Origin of the sequence: Psychroserpens luteolus (assembly GCF_021032705.1) — a bacterium.
Classification (GTDB): domain Bacteria; phylum Bacteroidota; class Bacteroidia; order Flavobacteriales; family Flavobacteriaceae; genus Psychroserpens; species Psychroserpens luteolus.
The window spans coordinates 17574-37867 of record NZ_JAHVXI010000004.1 but is presented as its reverse complement, the minus strand read 5'-3'; the positions used below and the strand labels follow the sequence as shown (position 1 = coordinate 37867).

Here is a 20294-nt window from a genome sequence, read left to right as displayed (position 1 = left end):
CTCAAAAAAATGAAAATTATTTCAAAAACATTCAAAATTTTACCTTTATTTTTATTGGCTTTGGTATTCACATCATGCAGTGATGACGATGACAATACAATAATGACGCCACAACCGATGAACATTGTGGAAATTGCCCTTGGAAATTCTGACTTAACAAGTTTAGTAGCAGCTTTACAAGTGGCAGATGGAGATTTAGTAAACGTATTAAGTGGTAGTGGTCCATTTACAGTTTTAGCTCCTACAAATGACGCTTTTGCAACTTTTTTGAGCGCTAACGGGTTTTCTCAATTAAGTGATGTACCAACAGACGTATTATCTCAAATTTTATTGAATCATGTAATTTCTGCGGATTTAACTGCTTCTGACCTTGTTGGATTAGGCGCTGGATATACAAGTACGAATGCTCTAGGCGCAGATGGACGAAATATGAGTATCTATTTTAACACCTCTAGTGGTGTAGAATTTAATGGAGTTTCTTCAGTAACTGCAGATGGTGCAGATATTGATGCTTCAAATGGAACAATTCACATTGTAGATGCTGTAATAGGCTTACCAAGTATTGTAGATCACGCCTTAGCTAATCCAGGGTTTAGCAATCTAGTTGCTGCTTTAGGAGCTGCAGATGGGAACCTAGTTGATGTTTTAAGTGGCGCTGGACCTTTTACTGTATTGGCTCCAGATGACGCAGCATTTGCTACGTTTTTAGACGGAACACCTCTTGGAGATGTACCAACCGATGCTTTAGCTAATATATTATTAAACCATGTGGTTACAGGAAATGTAGCTTCAAGCACATTAATAGCTGGTGGAGCAGGTTATGCAAATACAAACGCAACAGGGCCAAATGATAATAACTTAAGTTTATACTACAATACTAGTGATGGTGTAAGATTTAATGGTGTGTCTTCTGTTGCTCAAGCAGATGTTATTGGAACAAATGGAATCATTCACGCTGTAGATGCTGTAATTGATATTCCTTCGATAGTGACTTTAGCAACTGCAGATCCGAATTTTTCAACATTAGTGACTGCATTAACAACATTAACACCTGCAACAGATTTTGTAGCTACCTTATCTACGGCAAATGGAACAAGCCCTGCGCCTTTTACAGTATTTGCACCAACTAACGATGCTTTCGATGCCTTAGCTGCTATTCCAGCAGAAGATGTATTAACGCAAGTATTACTACACCACGTATTAGGAGATGCTAATGTACAGTCGGGTGATTTAACTGATGGTATTTCTCCATCAATGTTAAATGGTCAAGCCATTACGATAAACTTGCCAGGAACGGGAGATAATATTGCAGATGTTACCGATGGTGCTGGAAATTCTGATATTGGAATTGTAGCCGTTGATGTTCAAGCCGGAAATGGTGTCATTCATGTACTAAATAAAGTAATGTTACCTGCAGATGAATAATTCACATAAAAGATAAGTTCATTGGGAATTGATTAATAGCATAATGTAATTTATATGAACTTAGCGAAAAGAGCCTTTAGAATAATCTAAAGGCTCTTTTTATTTATAAAATATAGTGTCTAATTAATTACTTTTTCTTCCTTTTCTGTTGCGCCTGCTTTTGCTGCTCTGCCTGTTCCATCATATCTGCCATTCGCTTCTGAAATTTATTCTGCTTTTTAGGTTTCGCTTTATTCACTTGAATTTGTGCATGGATCTTATCCTCATCTAAAATGTAGTTTTTGATCACTAGCATAATTCCGATACTAATTAAGTTAGAAATAAAATAATACAAACTTAATCCAGAAGCATACTGGTTAAAGAACACCAACATTAATATTGGTGAAAAATAAATCATATACTTCATCATCTTACTCATATCTGGCATACCTTCTTGCGTAGGTTGAGATGCCATTTGCTGACCAGTAGTCATCTTCATATAAAAGAAAATGGCGATTGCTGCTAAAATTGGAAACAAACTCACATGATCTCCATAGAATGGTATATTAAAAGGTAGTTCAGCTATCGCATCATAAGATGATAAATCATCTGCCCAAAGGAAGCTTTTTTGACGTAAATCAAACGCTGTTGGGAAAAACATGAATAAGGCATAAAACACTGGTAATTGAATCAAACCTGGTAAACATCCAGCTAACGGACTTGCACCTGCCTTGTTTTGAAGTGCCATTGTCTCTTGTTGCGCCTTCATTTTGTTATCCTTATACTTTGCTCTAATCGCATCCAATTCGGGTTTTAATACCTTCATTTTAGCTTGTGATAAGAATTGCTTGTACTGTACAAATGACATCATTAATTTAATGAGAACAGTCATAACAATAATAGCTATACCATAAGGTAAGAAACCACTTAAGAATGCAAATAATGGAATGAACAATGCTTTATTGATCCATCCAAAAATTCCCCAACCAAATGGTATACTTTCTTCCAGATCATAATCATATTGTTTTAACACCTTACTATCTGTAGGTCCAAAGTATAATTGAAAGTTGTTATTTGCATCACCATTTGTAAATGTTAATGGCAGTTTGGATGAAAACTCCTTTGTAAATACAGTATCAACTTCTTCATCTTGCACAAGATCTTTAGTCGCAATAGTTGCATTTTTAAAAGGTTTATCAGTAACAAGAATAGAACTAAAGAAGTGCTGTCTATACGATAACCAACGTGCATCTGTAATGAGTTCTTCATCATCACTCATTTGGGCTAATTTATCAATTTTATCCTCTTCATGCATATATGTTAATCGCGTGTAACGATTTTCATACGTAATACTCTGGTCATGACGAAACGCCTTTAAAGACCAATCTAAATTAATCTCTTGAGAACTATTAATCACATTACTCAATCCTTCAGAACGAATTGAAAAATCGATCATATAGTTATCAGGCTTTAACTCATAGCGATACTCTAGAAATTGAGATTCAGACGCTTTAAATCTCATAGAGACTACTGTATTTTCACCATTCTTGGTTACTGTAGGTTGAAAATATTTATCTTCAGTATTTAAGATTCTATTATCAGATGTTTGGAAATTGATATTGAAGGATGTATTTCCGTCTTGAATTAACGCGATTGGAATAGAGTCATAATCTACAAACTCTTTTAATACAACTTCGGAAAGAAATCCTCCTTTGTTACTAAACTTTAAATCCAGCACATCAGTTTGAACCGTTGTATACGCATCTGTTGCTGATGGTAAAGTTGATGAATAAGCAAAAGCGCCTAATTTATTTTTTAAATCGGCTAGTCGTGTAGAGTCTCCTGGTTGTACAGCTGAAAAATCTTCAGCAGTAGTTACTTTAGTTGAATCTTTAGCTGTTTCAACGTCCTCTTTTTTATCAGCTTCAATTTGTGCTTGTTTCTCTTGTTCTTCTAATTCTTCAGGAGTGGGCTTTTGTTGCCACATCATATAGAGTAAAATTCCGAAGATAAGAACGAATCCTATAATGGAGTTGAGATCAAATTTTTTTTCTTCCATGAGTATAATTTAGTTTCTCCGATTGGTTAGGGAGAGGATGCTTCCTCAATATCAAAAAGCTATCCAAGTATTAGTTTTGTGCCATACTGACACTATTATTATTTGTTTTGAAATTTAAAGCTGCTTTTACAAAAGCCACAAACAGTGGGTGCGGATTAGCAACTGTACTTTTATATTCTGGATGGTATTGTACACCAACAAACCAGTTATGTGATGGAATTTCAACAATCTCAACTAATCCCGTTTCAGGATTTAGTCCTGTTGCTTTCATTCCTGCAGCTTCAATTTGCGCTTTATAATCGTTATTAAATTCGTAACGATGTCTGTGGCGTTCTTTAATTGCATTGGTTTGGTATATGTCTTTTGAAATACTACCATCCAACAACTCACAATCCCATGCACCTAAACGCATGGTTCCACCTTTGTCTGTGATTGTTTTTTGTGATTCCATCAAATCAATGACTGGATTAGATGTGTCTTCATTCATTTCAGTAGAATTTGCATCGTCTAATCCGAGTACATTTCTAGAATATTCAATAACTGCCATTTGCATACCTAAACAAATTCCTAAAAACGGAATATTATGTTCTCTCACATATTTTACGGCATCTATTTTCCCTTCGATTCCTCGCTCTCCAAAACCAGGAGCAACAAGTACACCATGAAGGTGTTTAAGTTTATCGGCAGCATTGTCTGCTGTTAAATGTTCAGAGTGTATCGATTCTATTTTTACTTTCACCTCATTTTCAGCACCTGCATGAATAAAGGCTTCCAATATAGATTTATACGAATCTTGGAGTTCTACATACTTTCCTATAAGTCCGATAGTGACTTCTCCTATTGGGTTTTTGTGACGAATTAAAAACTGATTCCATTGCGTAAGGTCTGGTAGTGAACTATCTAATGCTAGTTTTTTAAGCACTACTTTATCCAAACCTTCGTCTAGCATCAAATTAGGCACGTCGTAAATAGTTGAAGCATCTATAGATTGAATCACCGCTTCTGGACGTACGTTGCAAAATTTAGCAAGTTTGTGACGCAAATCTGTTGGTAGTTCGTGTTCTGTTCGACATACCAAGACATCGGCCATCACTCCACTTTCCATTAAGGTTTTTACACTGTGTTGTGTTGGCTTTGTTTTTAATTCACCTGCAGCAGACAAATAAGGCACTAAAGTTAAATGAATCACAATCGCGTTATTCTCACCTAGCTCCCACTTTAATTGACGTACAGCTTCTACATAAGGTAGTGACTCAATATCACCAACAGTTCCACCTATTTCGGTAATAACGATATCATAATCGCCAGATTTTCCTAAAATTTGTACACGATGTTTAATTTCATCAGTGATATGCGGAATCACCTGAACTGTTTTTCCAAGAAATTCTCCACGACGTTCCTTTTCGATCACACTTTGATAGATACGACCAGTTGTGACATTATTAGACTGACTTGTTGGTACATTTAAAAAACGCTCATAATGTCCAAGATCAAGGTCCGTTTCGGCACCATCGTCTGTGACATAACATTCACCATGCTCATAAGGATTTAAAGTTCCGGGATCTACGTTAATGTAAGGGTCTAGTTTTTGAATCGTGGTTCGATAACCTTGTGCTTGGAGTAGTTTTGCCAAGGATGCAGCAATAATACCTTTACCTAGTGAAGAGGTAACGCCTCCAGTTACAAAGATGTATTTCGTAGTAGTTGTCATGTTGCGTTGTTAAACGCAGGCAAATTTACAAAATTTAAATAGTTATTGTTGTATAGTTATAGGGTTTAATTATTAACAGTCAAAATCACTGACTATGAACAAGATATACTTAATCTCAGTATTGGATTTATTAAAAAAATAGACGACCTTCGTTTAACACTTGATATAAGTCATTAATATCAGTAACAATTGACAACTAATTTTAAAGCCTAAGCCAATGAAACACCTCATCACTTTATGTCTTATTACCATCTCAAGTTTTCAAGTCAAGCAAGAACAAAATTTAGACAACTGGATTAAGGCCGTTGTAAACGACATGGTAGAATTAAATGATTTAGACAAGTATAGTGACAGGCCTATTTCTTCAGATATTGAAATTAATTTCTTTTTGGTTCAATCTGCTAAGAATATTACCATAAAAGATGATAGTATTACGATGCTTATAAATCACGGAAAAGGGACATATTGTACACAATTAAAATTTAGATATACTCAAAAAGATGGCCAGTTTTATTTAGTTTTTCCAGAACCATATAAAACGACCATCTTAGGTCAAGAACGTTTATTTGTTAACCCTTGGGTTGAGAAAACCAATATTTGTGAGTAATTAAATATATTAAGCTTTTCTATTTTTAATTTTCTTCTTAACTACAAAATACACAATCACACCAATAATTACCAATGGCCATACATAGATTAATCCAAGAATAAAACTTTCTATAATAGTCCAACCATTGCTCAAACCTTCTTTTCCTTTAGCAAAAAAGGTTTTAGAGTAGCTTTCTGGTTCTTCAGTATATTCGACGGTTTCATACAAATCAATTTGAATCGTACTATAGGATACCTTATTTGTTAAATACTTTAAGCGTCCTTGAGCCGATTCGATTTCTTCTTGAATGATACGCAGTTTATCTTCTGTGGCTAGAATATCTTCAACAGTAATGGCACTTTCTCTCAAAATTGATTCATAGCGTGATTTCACCTCTTTTTTGGTTTCTAATCGCGTTTGAATATCTATATATTCTTCGGTTACATCTTTTGTAGTGATGTTTTCGTACTCTACAAATTCTACCATAAAACCGATAGAATCCATCATAGCATCAAAATGTTGTTGTGGAATTTTAATGGTGAACCTATTTTCTTTTTGATACAGATTATTCTCAAACCGCAAATCGGAAATATAAGCACCATATTTTTGAGCGATGCGCTTTATTTTTCTTGTTGTTATTTTAACATCCTCTACTTTATATCGTGCATTTGCCGATTTGATGATTTTTAGATCGGCTGGCACCTGATTCATTCCAACTTCAGATTTTAGCGCCTTGTCATTGTCGTCATAAACGGCTTCATAATCTTCATCAATATCAGCTGTAGTTACTGGTACACTCTCTTTATATTGGCTATCCATAGAGCAAGCCACACAAAAAAACAGTAGCACAAAAAGAATAAGAAATTTAATTTTTGATTTCACTAAGATTACATTCATAATTTTATATTTTTAATGATTATGAAACAAATCTAGTGTGCGAGAACACTTGAAGCTTGTAAAGCTCTTGTAAACCATTTGTAAATTAATTTACAATTTACAAACACTTAAAAATAAGACAACTACATCTATTTGAATTCTAAAGACACATATCAATTCAATAAGCTGAAATCGGCAGTAATCTCTAAATTTTTAGAACGTCATAGTGCATCTTCAGATGTTAAGCAATGGAATGGTGATGATATTGGATTGTTTCAGGAGGATTTGTTTTCAGAAGTAAAAGCTAAAGTGAGTGAAAAATGGTTTTACACTTATTTTAAAAATGAAGCATCAAAATTGCCACGAATTGACATGCTCAATTTACTGAGTAGTTATGTTGGTTATGACAATTGGAACGCGTTTAAATCTGCTCATAGTTCCGAAGAAAAAAATAAAAAGAAGCGAATATTTCCATGGCCAGCTATTTTCATTCCAATAGCGATTATATTTATAGTGACCATGAATTCGAAAAATGAATTTACGTTTTGCTTTCAAGATGATCTAAATACAAAAATTGTGTCTGAATTGGATATCAAAATACTTCAGGATAATCAATCGCCTTTATATTTTAAAACGGATAGTGTTGGATGTTTTAATTACAAAACCGAAAAAGATAAGATTACATTTGTCGTATCTTCTCCATATTATAAAACAGATACTATCATTAGATCTATTGACAGAAATGAGCATTACAGGATAAAACTTAAAAGTGATAATTATGCGTTAATTTTAAAGTATTATACCAGTGGAAATGTAAAAGACTGGTCAAGTCATAAGCAAAAGATAGAACATATCATTCATGATGATGCAAGAATTTATAGACATTATCATAAGAATATGGGAGTAGAGATTTATTCAAAGAAAGAATTTGTTAGACTTTTAACAATACCTACTTCATCATTAGACCGAATAAGAATATTGAATAAAGATTTTGATTACGATAAAAATCAAATCATAACATTACATTTTATAATAGATTGAAAAAGATAATATACATAGTGTTCTTGGCCTTGATTATATCATGTAAAAATGATAATCAAATGTTTGCAGGCAAAGAAATGGAGGCTACCGCTGACATTGAACTTGAAGTTGCACCAGAATCTTTATTGAGAATAAGTACGCAGAAATTAAATGAATATGTCGAACTCATTAAACTTAAACAAGAACACCCTGAATTTGAAAGCGAGATTAATGCTCAACTCTTAAGTTTCACTTCAGATAGTTTAACTTTATCTAACTATCCTAGAGCATTTACCATTTCAGATATACATCAAATTGGAGGTACTAGAATTGAAGGAGATAGCTTAGAGTTATTTACTTTAGGCTTTACAGTTCATACAAATACAGTAACTTTTAAAGATTCGGTTCTAACCAGAGTAAGCAGCAGGTCAGACTATACGCAATACGCAGAGGCTGTGATAATAAAAAAGGTCACGTTTTTGAAATTTAATAGTAATTAGAAAAATCAATCAAGGCGTCGAATTAGACACCTGTAACACCTTCCCGTTGTAGTATTTATTTCCGTTGAGTGCAAAGTCGTAAATATACTCAGCCATTTCTAAAGCTGTGGTTGGTGCCTGATAATCTGGGAAAGCTTCTTTTAGCATTTCGGTTTGCACAGCACCTAAAGCCAACACATTAAATTGAGGACCAGTTTCTTTGTATTCTTCGGCCAATAACTCTGTTAAGGTAATCACTGCTCCTTTACTAGAACTATAGGCTGCTAGTCCTGGGAACTTCATACTTCCCTGAATGCCTCCCATACTACTGATTGTAACAATGTGTCCATCCGTTTTCATGTAGGGTAATACAATTCGCGTGAGCTCAGAAACACCAAATACATTTGTTTCATAGACCTTCGAAAAATCTTTAAACGTCGTTTCAGCAAATGGCTTATTGAGCAACATTCCAGCATTGTTAATGAGTATATCCACATGTTTAAACTCATTGACAATAAATTGCTCTACTTTTTGGTAATCATCTGCTTCACATAAATCAAAAGCAAAAGACGAAATATTATCAAAATGTAGATTATTTACGGGTTGTGCATTTCTAGATAATGCTAACACATTATGCCCTTGGTTTGCAAACAAATGGACCAATTCAAAGCCAATACCACGACTTGTTCCCGTAATGATTATATTTTTACTCATCGTTTAAAAGGACTTCTTTAGTTGGTGCATTCATCATGCCTTCAAGAGCAGGAATCATTTTATTTATGAAGTTAGCCATATGCTCGTAATCCATTTTATCAGCCTCATCATCTACGTGGTGATAATAATCAAAATTTGTAAAATCAAATGTAGAAATGGCATGTGCAGGCATATTTAATTCTTTAAAAAACGGAAAATTGTCTGATCTCATAAATAAATTAAAGTCTTTTGCCTTCGGAAAAAAGCCTACAATCTCTTCACCTGCATATTTATTTAAAGTTGGTGCAAAGTTAGAACGATCATAACCGCTCATATACGACATAGACTTTCCATCTTCTCTTGGAACACCAATCATTTCAAAATTTATCATTGTATAGGCTTTCATTCCATTTTCTTTCAAACGCTTTGCTAGGTGTGCCGAGCCTTTTAGACCCATTTCTTCTGCATCATATAATGTAATTAAAATGCTACGCTTATTACTTTTAGATTTTGAAAAATAACGACCAAATTCCATAGCAGCAATGGTACCTGAAGCATCATCATTAGCTCCATTAGCTATACTATCACCATCAACAACTTTACCTTTACCTATATGATCGTAATGGCCTCCCAATATGATAAATTCATCTTTCAAATTTGGGTCATTTCCTTCAATCATTCCAACGACATTGTATCCTGTAACATTCCCAAGTTGAAATGAATCACGATACGATTCAAAATAAGGTTGTATACCATTCTTCTTGAAGAAATTTTCGATAAAAGTGGCAGCTTTCTCGCTACCTTCACTTCCTGTTGCTCTACCACCTAGTTCATCTGAAGCTAAATACTCCATACTCTTTTTTACATCATCTTTAGATATTGTAATTATCTCAGGTGTTTGTCCATCTTTTCCAGATTGACCATCTCTACCTTTTAATTTTGCACTGCACGAAAGCAAAAACAAACATGCGACTAAAGATGTAATAATTTTATTCATTTGATATATTTTAAGTGAGGTTTAAAGATAAAAAAAACCTGATTCAAAAAAATGAAACAGGCTTTTATATTATATATTACAAACATGCAATTATACTAACATTGTTATTGGGTTCTCGATATAACCTTTTAATGTTTGTAAGAATTGTGCTCCAGTGGCGCCATCTACAGTTCTGTGATCACAAGCCATGGTTAATTTCATTGTATTTCCAGCAACTACTTGTCCGTTTTTAACCACAGGTTTAGATACTATAGCTCCTACTGATAAAATAGCTGAATTTGGTTGATTAATAATAGATGTAAAACTTTCAATACCAAACATTCCTAAGTTAGAAATCGTAAAGGTACTACCTTCCATTTCATCTAGAGTTAATTTCTTATTTCTAGCTCTACCAGCATAATCTTTCACAGCTGCTCCAATTTGTGGTAAGCTTTGTTCATTTGCAAAACGCACTACAGGCACTACTAATCCATCTGGTACTGCAACAGCTACACCAATATGTACATGATTATTTAATTGCATTCTATCATCAAACCATTGTGAATTAACTTGAGGATGCTGTTTTAAAGCTAAAGCGCAAGCTTTAACGATCATATCATTATATGATATTTTGGTATCAGGTAATGAATTGTACTGAGCTCGGAATGCTATAGCATTTTCCATATCAAACTCCACATTTAAGTAGTAATGTGGTGCAGAGAATTTAGATTTCGCTAAGTTTTTAGCAATAGCTTTACGCATATTAGAATTTGGTACCTCATCAAAATCTTCTTGACCAGTTGGTACAAATTTACCTACCATAGCTCCTTGCGCTGCTGGTGTGAAGTTCTCAATATCACGTTTTATGATTCTACCATTTTCTCCAGTACCATTAACTTGAGATAAGTTGATTCCTTTTTCTTCAGCCATTTTCTTAGCTAATGGCGACACAAACACTCTACCATTTGGTGAACTACTATTAGTAGTCGTTCTAGGTGTTTCTTTTTGGGGTTCTGATTTTAAAGCTTCCGCAGGTTTGGATTCCTTTTTAGGCGTTTCTTCTTGTTTTGCTTCGGAAGTGGCTCCTACAACTTTAAAGTTTTTAGCTACACTAGAAACGTCTGTTCCTGCAGGTCCAATTATAGCTAATAAAGCATCTACTTTTGCAGACTCTCCTTCTTCTAAGCCAATATGTAATAAGGTACCAGACTGAAATGATTCAAACTCCATAGTAGCTTTATCAGTTTCAATTTCAGCAAGAATATCTCCTTCTTCAACCTCTTCTCCAACTTTTTTCAACCACGTTGCAACAGTCCCCTCTTCCATAGTATCACTCAAACGAGGCATAGTAACCACAATCACACCTTCAGGTATGTCTTGAGTTTCAGAAGCAACTTCTTTTGTTTCCGCTTTAATTTCTGGTAATGCTTTTGTTTCTTCGGAAGCTTCCAATTCAGGAGTTTCGGGTGTTTTTCCATTTAACAGTCCAGAGATATCTTCACCTTCATCTCCAATAATAGCTAAAAGCGTATCTACTTTAGCGGTTTCACCTTCTTGAATTCCAATATGCAATAACGTTCCTTCATTGAATGACTCAAACTCCATGGTTGCCTTATCGGTTTCAATTTCAGCTAAAATATCACCTTCTTCAACCTTGTCTCCTACTTTTTTCAACCAAGCAGCGACAGTTCCTTCTTCCATGGTGTCGCTCAAACGAGGCATGTTAATTACTTCTGCCATAGCTTATAATTTGTGTTGTATAAATGGATAATCTTCTTGTTCGTAGACAGCGTCATACATGACGTTCTTTTCAGGATATGGCGATTCTTCAGCAAATGTCTCACATTCTTTCACCAAATCTTTAACACGCTTATCGATAACTTTTATCTCATCCTCTGTTGCGTATTTTTTATCTAGAATAATATCTTTTACCTGAGTAATTGGATCTATTTTCTTGTATTCTTCGACTTCTTCTTTCGTTCTGTAGTGTTGTGCATCAGACATTGAATGCCCTCTATAGCGATACGTTTTCACTTCTAAAAATGTTGGGCCTCCACCTGTTCTTGCTCTTGTAATAGCTTCATCAAAAGCCTCAGCAACCTTAATTGGGTTCATGCCATCAACTGGCCCAGAAGGCATTTCATAACCAAGACCTAACTTCCAGATATCGGTGTGATTTGCAGTACGCTCAACAGAAGTTCCCATAGCATAACCATTATTTTCACAAACGAAAACAACAGGCAAATTCCATAGCATAGCTAAATTAAATGTTTCATGAAGAGATCCCTGTCTTGCAGCTCCATCTCCAAAGCAACAAATGGTAACAGCGTCAACATCGTGATATTTATCCCCAAATGCAATTCCTGCTCCTAAAGGAATTTGACCACCAACAATACCATGACCACCATAAAATCGATGTTCTTTAGAAAAAATATGCATAGAACCACCTAATCCATTTGATGTTCCTGTAGCTTTACCGTATAGCTCAGCCATAACACGTTTGGGATCAACTCCCATACCAATAGGCTGTACGTGATTTCTGTATGCAGTAATCATTTTATCTTTAGTCAGATCCATTGCATGAAGCGCACCTGCTAGTACTGCTTCCTGACCATTATATAGGTGAAGAAATCCTCTTACTTTTTGTTGAATATAAACTGCAGCAAGTTTGTCTTCAAACTTTCTCCAGAACAACATATCCTCATACCATTTAAGGTAAACTTCTTTTGTGATTTTTTGCATTGTTGGCGTTAATTATTTAAACGAATAACAAAAGTAACACTTTAGTTAGTAATGAAAAAACCGAAAATCGTAAATTTATTACGAAAACGTTATAGAAAACTTCTATCGAATCCGAGTGGTAATAAATTAGCTAGTGATGTAGATTTTACAATCTTTCCTGTTTCACCCATAAAGTAGATCTCAATAGGTGCTTCTTGCTTCACCTCATATTCGGCAATAGCTTGTCTACAAGCTCCACAGGGAGGTATAGGCGATACTGTTTGCTGCATTTGCGAGCCAGCCGTAAGTGCCATCTTCACAATTTTGGCTTCAGGAAATTGAGCTCCAGCATAGTATATTGCAGTACGTTCGGCACATAAGCCAGAAGGATATGACGCATTTTCTTGATTATTACCAGTAATCACTTCTCCATTGTCTAATAAAATAGCTGCGCCTACTAAAAATTTTGAATAAGGCGCATAGGCTTTGAGTCTTGCTTCTGATGCTTTGTTCATTAAGCTAACAACATCTTTTGGCAATTCATCAAAACTTTCAAAAACTGTCAACGTAGACTCTATTTTTACTTCTTTCATTACAAACAGTATTAGACAAAAAAACTATTGCTTTTTGAGAAACAATAGTTTTAAATTCGAATTATATCATCGACTAATATTCGTCATATGTTCCATCTCCAAAATTAAATGTTAGAGAAAAACGTAGAGTATTCTCTAGTGGGCTCTGTACTTTCGATGCAGAGAACAAATAAGATAAGTCGATATTAATTGTTGTGTATTTAAATCCTGCACCTAGTGCAAAGAATTTTCTCGCTCCTTTTTCGTCACTTTCATTAAAGTAACCTGCTCTAAAAGCAAAGGACTCTTGATATAAGTATTCTGCTCCTAAAGCCCAAGTAAATTCTTTAAGCTCTTCACTAAACCCTCCTGGTGCATCTCCAAACGATTGGAACACTCCAGATAAGAAACTCACATCATTAGATTGTCCTCCAGTAATAATTGTTGGTTCGCTTTCATCAACATCAGGAGTAGAAGCATCATCCGACGTTTGTTCACCGTCACCGTTAGTATCTACAAAACCAAATAAAGGTGGTGTTGGTACTAAAAGTTTAGTCACTTCGGCAGTAATTCCTAATTTATTATACTCGTCAAAGATAAAATCAAAACCAGCTCCAATTCGTAGGTTGGTTGGTAAGAAATTTTCTCTTCCGCCATCATCATACTTAATTTTCGGACCTAAATTTTGAATAGCAAAACCTAAACGAGTTCTACCATTAAAGTTATTGTAAGCCTCTTCTTCACTTTGATAGAATCCAGAGATATCTACTCCAAATGATCCTGCAGCTTGTGCATTAGCATCTACAGCTTGAATTCTTAAATCTGATCGTAAATATCGTAACGCAACAGACATTGCAAACTGATCTGCTAGACGCAACGAGTAAGACGCGTCTACAGTAAACTCATTAGGTTTTTCTATTAATGGTTCAGAAAATTCGTCTGGACGAATTTCAATTTCACCCAAACCAAAGTATTTAAAACTGAACCCAAAAGAGCTTCTATCATCAATTCTATTGAAATAGGTAAGGTAAGCGATAGAAATATCGTTAACTAACTTACTTAAGTAAGGTGTATAACTTACTGCAATTCCTGATTTTGCTTCAGAAAATGTGTATTTCGCTGCATTCCATTGTTGTGAATATGCATCTACCGAAGTCGCGACTCCTATATCTCCCATACCTGCTGAACGCGCATCTGGCGCAATGAGCATAAATGGAACACCAGTCGTAATTACTGTAGACTGGTTAGGAAATGTAATCGTTTCTTGGGCATTTGATAGGTTAAACACCGACAATGTAATAAGGGCTAAAATGTATTTTTTCATCTGTAATTTCATGTTCATATCAATGCATTTCTACATTGAATATATTAGGCAAATATAAATCTTTATTATAGTATGACAAGTTTTTCGATTTTTTCAACTTGTTTATTTAAACGGTTAGATCTCACTTTTAGTTTATATACGTAGACACCTTTTCCGATTTTATCACCAAAATCGTCTCTTCCGTCCCATACAATATCCTTTGAAAGAGAACTGGTTACTTTACTTCCTCCGGCTGTTTGGCCATTTAGAGTTCTTACCAGTTTTCCCGACACGGTAAATATCTGTACTGAAACGTCTAGAACATCTGAACTATTGTGATTGAACCAAAATTCGGTATAATCTATAAACGGATTAGGGTAATTTAAAACGTTACTAATCACTAGCTCTTCATCTTTATCTCTTACTAAAAATTCTATTTCAGCTGTAGAAGAATTGTTATACACATCCCAAGCTTTTAATGTGAGCGTATGTAATCCAGGTTCTAAATCTCTAAACGGATAACTTAATGTACCACGCTGATAGTCATCAACATCGGCTTGATAATAGTCGTTTAACACGAATGGATTGGTTTCATCTCCATCAATTATTGCAGTAATATCGTGACCAATACCACTAGCTGTATTTATACCGTTATCATCTTGCAGTTTAGCGAGTAATGTTGGTTGTTCATTAGTAATTCCACCAGAAACAAAATTTTCATCATTCATAAAGAGATTGATTACTGGACCTATATTATCTTCTTCGGCATTCTCATTAATACCTCCAACTTCAAAGTCAAAATTATATCCTGACTTGTCATCTAAAATATTATCCTGTTTAGAATAAAAACTTACTTTCCCAGGGCCAACAGGGATACCAATATCTCTAGGCACAACAAATTCGAAATCAAATCGACCTTCTGTTACTGTTGCTTGACCTTTAAAAATAGTTTCGCCCAAGGTTTTGAAATTTAATATGATGAGTTGACCATTATCAGTAGTACCATCATTACCTAACGTTTGTCTGTCGATTAGTTTATCTAAAACAGTAGCCGTTAAAACACCATTGTAATTTGATAAAAAATTACCAGCAGTATCATAAACCTCGCCAGACATTTTTACGCGATCTAAAGCCTTTAATGGTTCGTTAAATTGATCTAAAGGTGTATCATTTATTTGTGTTAACCTTACTTCAGGTCTAGCAAAAGCTAATTTCATAGCGGGATCTCCAATATAGAATACCAAAGTTTTTTGTGGATTCCCGGCTAAGGCTGGGTCATTTTTTGTAAGTCGCAATGCTTCGGCCATTGTTGGATAGTCGTTTGAACCATAATTAAATAAATATTCACCTAAAACAACATTATAACCAACACCAGCTGTCACAAAAATCTGTCGAGTTGTTGTTATCAATGCGATAGCACCTCCTTCTTTATTCCAATATGTAAATTCTCCAGCAGTTGCTCTTTGAGGGTTGTCAAATTTGGTATATTCACAGGTTACAGTAACAAAAAGAGTAAACTTGCATACATTTTTTATGTCTTGAGCGTCAACCTTAGTAAAGATACGTTCTCCAGCCAAACCGTCTTCACCACCATGACCAAAATAATTAACAACTAATGCACCAACTTCTAATGCATCTTTTATTGTTTTATTAACTTCAGGGTAACGTTCTCCACTAGCGGTAGATTGTTGTTGAAATGCATCTGTATGCACTTTAACAACGTTCATAAATGGTTTTTCTTGAGTTACTTCATCTCCAATTTCATCAGTAGTATTCTGTAAAATCTTCTCCCATGATAGATTAACATCATCAGATATGGTTACAAAATTATTTCTCCAACTTCCAAAAGCCTCTTCAGCATAATAGGCTTCTACTTTATCAACAAGTTCTTTTGCACGCTGAGGCGTATCAGCAAGCATTCTCCCAACCGCTATATCCAGTCGATCACCACTATTCAAATCGCCTTCATCTTCATCCATCATTCCGAAGAAATCATCAGAAATAAATGACGATGTCAAATTAAAACTTTGATAAGAACTCCAGATAGGTATAATGTTAGTATTATTTGAAACTCTATCCTTGTAATCATAAGATGCATCACCAAAAAGACACAAATACCTTAATCTTTTATTTGGGCTACTTGCATTTTCGTAGACATATCTTACCATATTTCTAATGGCAGCGATATCTTGATTTCCAGAACTAAACTCAGTGAATATTGCTTCAAGTTCAACTACTTTTACAGTTAAGTTATATTGATCTCTATTAATTTGAGCTAAGCGTTCTGCTTGATTAAGATAGTTGGCTCTGGCAACAATTATATAATCTATATCTTCAAATTCACCTTGAGCATTCTGAAAAATAGTTCCTTTAATATTTTGATTGTTAACCGACGTATTAGCATCTCTTAGTGGTTCAAAGTAATCCAAATTCGTAACTGTAACATATTTTTTACTTGAACCCGCTACATCTTTAAAGCTCAAGTTTTGATTTGAATCTGAATTTACAATAGTTTGAACATTAAATTTATCGGTAATGTCCCAAATTTCTTGAACATTGCCTGCATTACTCAATGTATATTGAGCAATCCCAGGATTTACAGTCACTTCATTATTTTTAAATATTAGTTGTGTCCCCTCGAAGTTAAGGCCTCGGGTAGCTTCAATTGAAATATAATCTAAATAGGCCGTTGCAGAAGGATTTCCATTATTGTTAAAAATCAAGTCTATAGTAACATCCTGTGATGTCAAACTTACATCTTCATCAAAAGTACTTCCAGAAGCCAGTACAGGGTCATCAATAGGATTGAATCCCTGAGTACTTATTAAGTTACCATTTAATACGATTTGCATATTAGTAGGTATATTTTCACTAACACCAGCAGTTAAAATCCTTACTTTAGCAGGCTCGGTAGTTACAAGATTTGGAAACGTAAAATTGAACGTTCTTTCATTTTCAACATCAAAACGCTCTCCAAACCAGCGACGACCAATTTTAGCTATACTATTTTCATCTAGTTCATGAAACTGATAGTCTTGAAACGTATTGACTTCAATAGTTGGCTCATCTTCTGGTTGATTTAATACTTGAATGCGTTTTCCAGAAGCACCGTCAGTATTTATAAAATAATAAGATCGATCAGTATATGCGTTGATATTAGTATCACTTTCTTCACTATACTCTGTGGGCCCTTCGGCATAAAACAAAATATAATCGTCGTTATTAAATACGCCATCTTCTTCACCAACAAACCTTATGGCATTTTCAGTTAGATCAAGAGGATAGAACTCACTATTTAGAAAAGGTAACATTGCTCCTCCGTTTCCATAGACCTTTATAGTTCTAGGATCGACATTTGTATTAACTCCTATCGAATTCAAAAACCCCTTAGTTAATCTAAAAACACCTGATTTATCAACATAAAACTTATGCCATGAGCCAGAGCTAAGTACAGAATTAGTAATCTCTTGATTATTTAAACCATTTCTATTTAAAGCTTCATATTGGTAAGTGACAGTAAACGATGTTATTTTTTTGTAAACGCCTCGATCGTTAATTATTGGTGTTATTTCCAAATATGCCGAAACCTTATTTCTATCTACAGCATTATATAATGATACCTTTGGACTACTTGGTATTGTAGATAAAGGTAAATCTCTAAGTTCTGTAACGTTTATATTTTGATATGAAACTTGACTTAATTCAACAGAATTTTTGTTAACATAAGAAGTTTCTTCCCATTGAGCGTAAAACACAAGGCCGCTATCTCTAAGAAAGCTTAAATGCTTTTTGTCAAAACTAGGAATTACAATTGATGAATTTTCAGTTTCTAAAGTAATTGGTTCATTCCAAGAGATATCAAATTGCTTTTGTTGAGAATAACCAAAAAATGAAGCTAATATTAAAAGTAAAAGTAAATATTTTTTCATAGTCAAATAACGTCTATAAACTCGCTATATTATAGAGTCTCAATTTTTTATTCAAAATTACAACAATAATTGATTTATTCAACCGTTATTAAAGACAAAATACATCGATAAACTGACCAAAAATCCGTTATTGTGTACAAAAAAGAGGATGAAATGCAACTTTTTTTGCAGGATTTTCGCAAAAAATGTTGTTAGTTTACCTTTAATTACTATATTGCGTCTCTAAAATTTAATTAGCTTACTTAAAAAGTATGGATATGAAAAACGTCTTAAATCTAAGGATACTATTAGCCCTAGTACTATCCTTAACAATTGTTAGCTGTAGTAGAAACACTTCAAAGAACACTTCTAGAGCGACGGGATGGAAAATCAACGATAAAAATGGTGGTTTTCAATATAATGACAAATTCGAAGAGCAAGAAACTGGTCCTGGATTAGTTTTTATTGAAGGTGGTACCTTTACCATGGGAAAAGTTCAAGATGATGTTATGCATGATTGGAACAATTCTCCAAACCAACAACACGTTCAATCTTTTTATATGGATGAAAGTGAGGTAACAAACAAAATGTATACTGAATACCTTGATTGGATAAAAAGAACTTACCCACCAGAAGAAGAAAACTATAGACTTATATACGAAGGTGCACTTCCAGATACACTAGTATGGAGAAACCGTTTAGGTTACGCCGAAATGATGACAGAAAACTATTTACGTCATCCAGGTTATGGAGAGTACCCAGTTGTAGGTGTTAGCTGGATTCAAGCAGTTGAATTTGCTAGCTGGAGAACAGATAGAGTTGCAGAAATGGATTTACAAAATGCTGGGTATCTTGAAAGAGATTCGCACTTAACGTCTTCTGCTGAAAGTAATTTTAATGTAGATACTTACATTAATGCTCCTACCAAAACATATGGTGGTAATGATTCAATCATTAACCCAGAAAAATCTAGACGTAGAGTACAAACTACAGCTGCTGGTGATACTATTAACACATATGCTCGTAGAGAGTCTGGTATTTTCTCACCTGATTACAGGTTACCTACAGAGGCTGAATGGGAATATGCCGCATTAGGCTTAAGTGAATTAAGAAGTTATAATGTTTACCGAGGTCGTAAAAAATACCCTTGGGATGGACAATATACACGTTCTGGTAAAAGAAAAACCAGAGGTGATCAAATGGCCAATTTCAAACAAGGAAAAGGAGATTACGGTGGAATTGCTGGATGGTCTGATGATGGTGCAGATATTACAGCACAAGTAATGTCTTACCAACCTAATGATTATGGTTTATACGATATGGCTGGAAATGTTGCTGAATGGGTAGCTGATGTATACCGACCAATTGTCGATGATGAATTTAACGACTTTAACTATACCAGAGGAAATGTATATTACAAGAATGCAATCAACGAAGATGGTACTGTTAAGATTATTACTCCTGAAGAGATTGTTTACGATACATTGAGTAATGGTAGAATTGTTGCAAGAAACCTTCCAGGTGAAATTGCTTTGGTTCCAGTTGATGAAAATGAAACATACTTAAGAACTAACTTCGATAAGAGTGATAACAGAAACTTTAGAGATGGTGATGTAAGATCTTCACGTCAATATGCTGATAGTTTTGACGAAGAAGAAGGCGAAGGAGCAGATGAGAATAATACACGAAAAATGTATAATTCTCCAAGACACAACGTTGAAAAAGATTCTACAGGTGCTATTATTAAAGAATATGATACATCTAACGATAGAACATCATTAATTAATGATGAAGTTAGAGTTTACAAAGGTGGTTCTTGGAGAGATAGAGCTTACTGGATTGATCCTGCTCAACGTAGATATTTCCCACAAGATATGGCAACCGACTATATCGGATTTAGATGTGCAATGTCTAGAGTTGGTTCAAAATCTCAAGGAAAGAAGAAAAGAAACTAATTATTTTTTTAGATATAAAAATAAAGTC

At 34.5% G+C, this 20294-nt stretch carries 15 protein-coding genes; 5 read left to right on the top strand and 10 right to left on the bottom strand.

Features of this window, described 5'->3' with window-relative positions; all coding sequences use genetic code 11:
• The first annotated feature begins 9 nt into the window (after nucleotides 1-9).
• Nucleotides 10-1425, top strand: a complete 1416-nt coding sequence (locus KWG70_RS11090) for a fasciclin domain-containing protein (protein ID WP_230936098.1) — start codon at nucleotides 10-12, stop codon at nucleotides 1423-1425.
• Nucleotides 1426-1552: 127 nt separating this feature from the next.
• Here the strand turns inward: KWG70_RS11090 and yidC are convergent, their stop codons facing one another.
• Together yidC and KWG70_RS11080 are read right to left on the bottom strand one after the other, a co-directional pair.
• Nucleotides 1553-3463, bottom strand: coding sequence for a membrane protein insertase YidC (gene yidC / locus KWG70_RS11085; protein WP_230936097.1), 1911 nt, complete (start codon nucleotides 3461-3463; stop codon nucleotides 1553-1555).
• 70 nt (nucleotides 3464-3533) lie between these two features.
• Nucleotides 3534-5174: a CTP synthase gene (locus KWG70_RS11080; protein ID WP_230936096.1), complete on the bottom strand. Its 1641-nt coding sequence runs from the start codon at nucleotides 5172-5174 to the stop codon at nucleotides 3534-3536.
• A gap of 217 nt (nucleotides 5175-5391) precedes the next feature.
• Here KWG70_RS11080 and KWG70_RS11075 point away from each other — a divergent pair, with 217 nt between their 5' ends.
• Complete coding sequence (locus KWG70_RS11075; protein WP_230936095.1) at nucleotides 5392-5781, top strand: hypothetical protein; 390 nt, start codon at nucleotides 5392-5394, stop codon at nucleotides 5779-5781.
• 9 nt (nucleotides 5782-5790) lie between these two features.
• Here the strand turns inward: KWG70_RS11075 and KWG70_RS11070 are convergent, their stop codons facing one another.
• Nucleotides 5791-6660 (bottom strand): DUF4349 domain-containing protein, encoded by an 870-nt coding sequence (locus tag KWG70_RS11070; RefSeq protein WP_230936094.1) that lies wholly within the window; start codon nucleotides 6658-6660, stop codon nucleotides 5791-5793.
• Nucleotides 6661-6792: 132 nt separating this feature from the next.
• Here KWG70_RS11070 and KWG70_RS11065 point away from each other — a divergent pair, with 132 nt between their 5' ends.
• Complete coding sequence (locus tag KWG70_RS11065) at nucleotides 6793-7680, top strand: hypothetical protein (protein WP_230936093.1); 888 nt, start codon at nucleotides 6793-6795, stop codon at nucleotides 7678-7680.
• Nucleotides 7681-7739: 59 nt separating this feature from the next.
• Nucleotides 7740-8159 carry a hypothetical protein gene (locus KWG70_RS11060; RefSeq protein WP_230936092.1) on the top strand — a complete coding sequence of 140 codons (420 nt, stop codon included), beginning with the start codon at nucleotides 7740-7742 and terminating at the stop codon, nucleotides 8157-8159.
• Between the two features lie 9 nt (nucleotides 8160-8168).
• On the opposite strand, the gene KWG70_RS11055 is transcribed toward KWG70_RS11060, so the two are convergent.
• The 7 genes from KWG70_RS11055 to porU all read right to left on the bottom strand — a co-directional run bounded on the left by KWG70_RS11055 (nucleotide 8169) and on the right by porU (nucleotide 18332).
• Nucleotides 8169-8852, bottom strand: coding sequence for an SDR family NAD(P)-dependent oxidoreductase (locus KWG70_RS11055; protein ID WP_230936091.1), 684 nt, complete (start codon nucleotides 8850-8852; stop codon nucleotides 8169-8171).
• Nucleotides 8845-9828, bottom strand: a complete 984-nt coding sequence (locus KWG70_RS11050; protein ID WP_230936090.1) for a M28 family peptidase — start codon at nucleotides 9826-9828, stop codon at nucleotides 8845-8847. The genes KWG70_RS11055 and KWG70_RS11050 overlap by 8 nt, the downstream gene beginning before the upstream one ends.
• A 90-nt stretch (nucleotides 9829-9918) precedes the next feature.
• Entirely contained in the window at nucleotides 9919-11547 is a 1629-nt protein-coding gene (locus tag KWG70_RS11045; RefSeq protein WP_230936089.1) for a pyruvate dehydrogenase complex dihydrolipoamide acetyltransferase, read from the bottom strand.
• A gap of 3 nt (nucleotides 11548-11550) precedes the next feature.
• The gene (gene pdhA, locus KWG70_RS11040) at nucleotides 11551-12549 is read right to left on the bottom strand and encodes a pyruvate dehydrogenase (acetyl-transferring) E1 component subunit alpha (protein WP_230936088.1); all 999 of its coding nucleotides are present in this window, start codon (nucleotides 12547-12549) and stop codon (nucleotides 11551-11553) included.
• A gap of 89 nt (nucleotides 12550-12638) precedes the next feature.
• Nucleotides 12639-13121 (bottom strand): cytidine deaminase, encoded by a 483-nt coding sequence (cdd, locus tag KWG70_RS11035; RefSeq protein WP_230936087.1) that lies wholly within the window; start codon nucleotides 13119-13121, stop codon nucleotides 12639-12641.
• Nucleotides 13122-13194: 73 nt separating this feature from the next.
• Nucleotides 13195-14424: a type IX secretion system outer membrane channel protein PorV gene (gene porV, locus KWG70_RS11030; RefSeq protein WP_230936086.1), complete on the bottom strand. Its 1230-nt coding sequence runs from the start codon at nucleotides 14422-14424 to the stop codon at nucleotides 13195-13197.
• Between the two features lie 65 nt (nucleotides 14425-14489).
• Nucleotides 14490-18332 (bottom strand): type IX secretion system sortase PorU, encoded by a 3843-nt coding sequence (gene porU, locus KWG70_RS11025; RefSeq protein WP_230936085.1) that lies wholly within the window; start codon nucleotides 18330-18332, stop codon nucleotides 14490-14492.
• Between the two features lie 251 nt (nucleotides 18333-18583).
• On the opposite strand from porU, the gene gldJ reads away from it, so the two are divergent.
• The gene (gene gldJ, locus KWG70_RS11020; RefSeq protein WP_230936084.1) at nucleotides 18584-20266 is read left to right on the top strand and encodes a gliding motility lipoprotein GldJ; all 1683 of its coding nucleotides are present in this window, start codon (nucleotides 18584-18586) and stop codon (nucleotides 20264-20266) included.
• Nucleotides 20267-20294 lie beyond the last annotated feature (28 nt).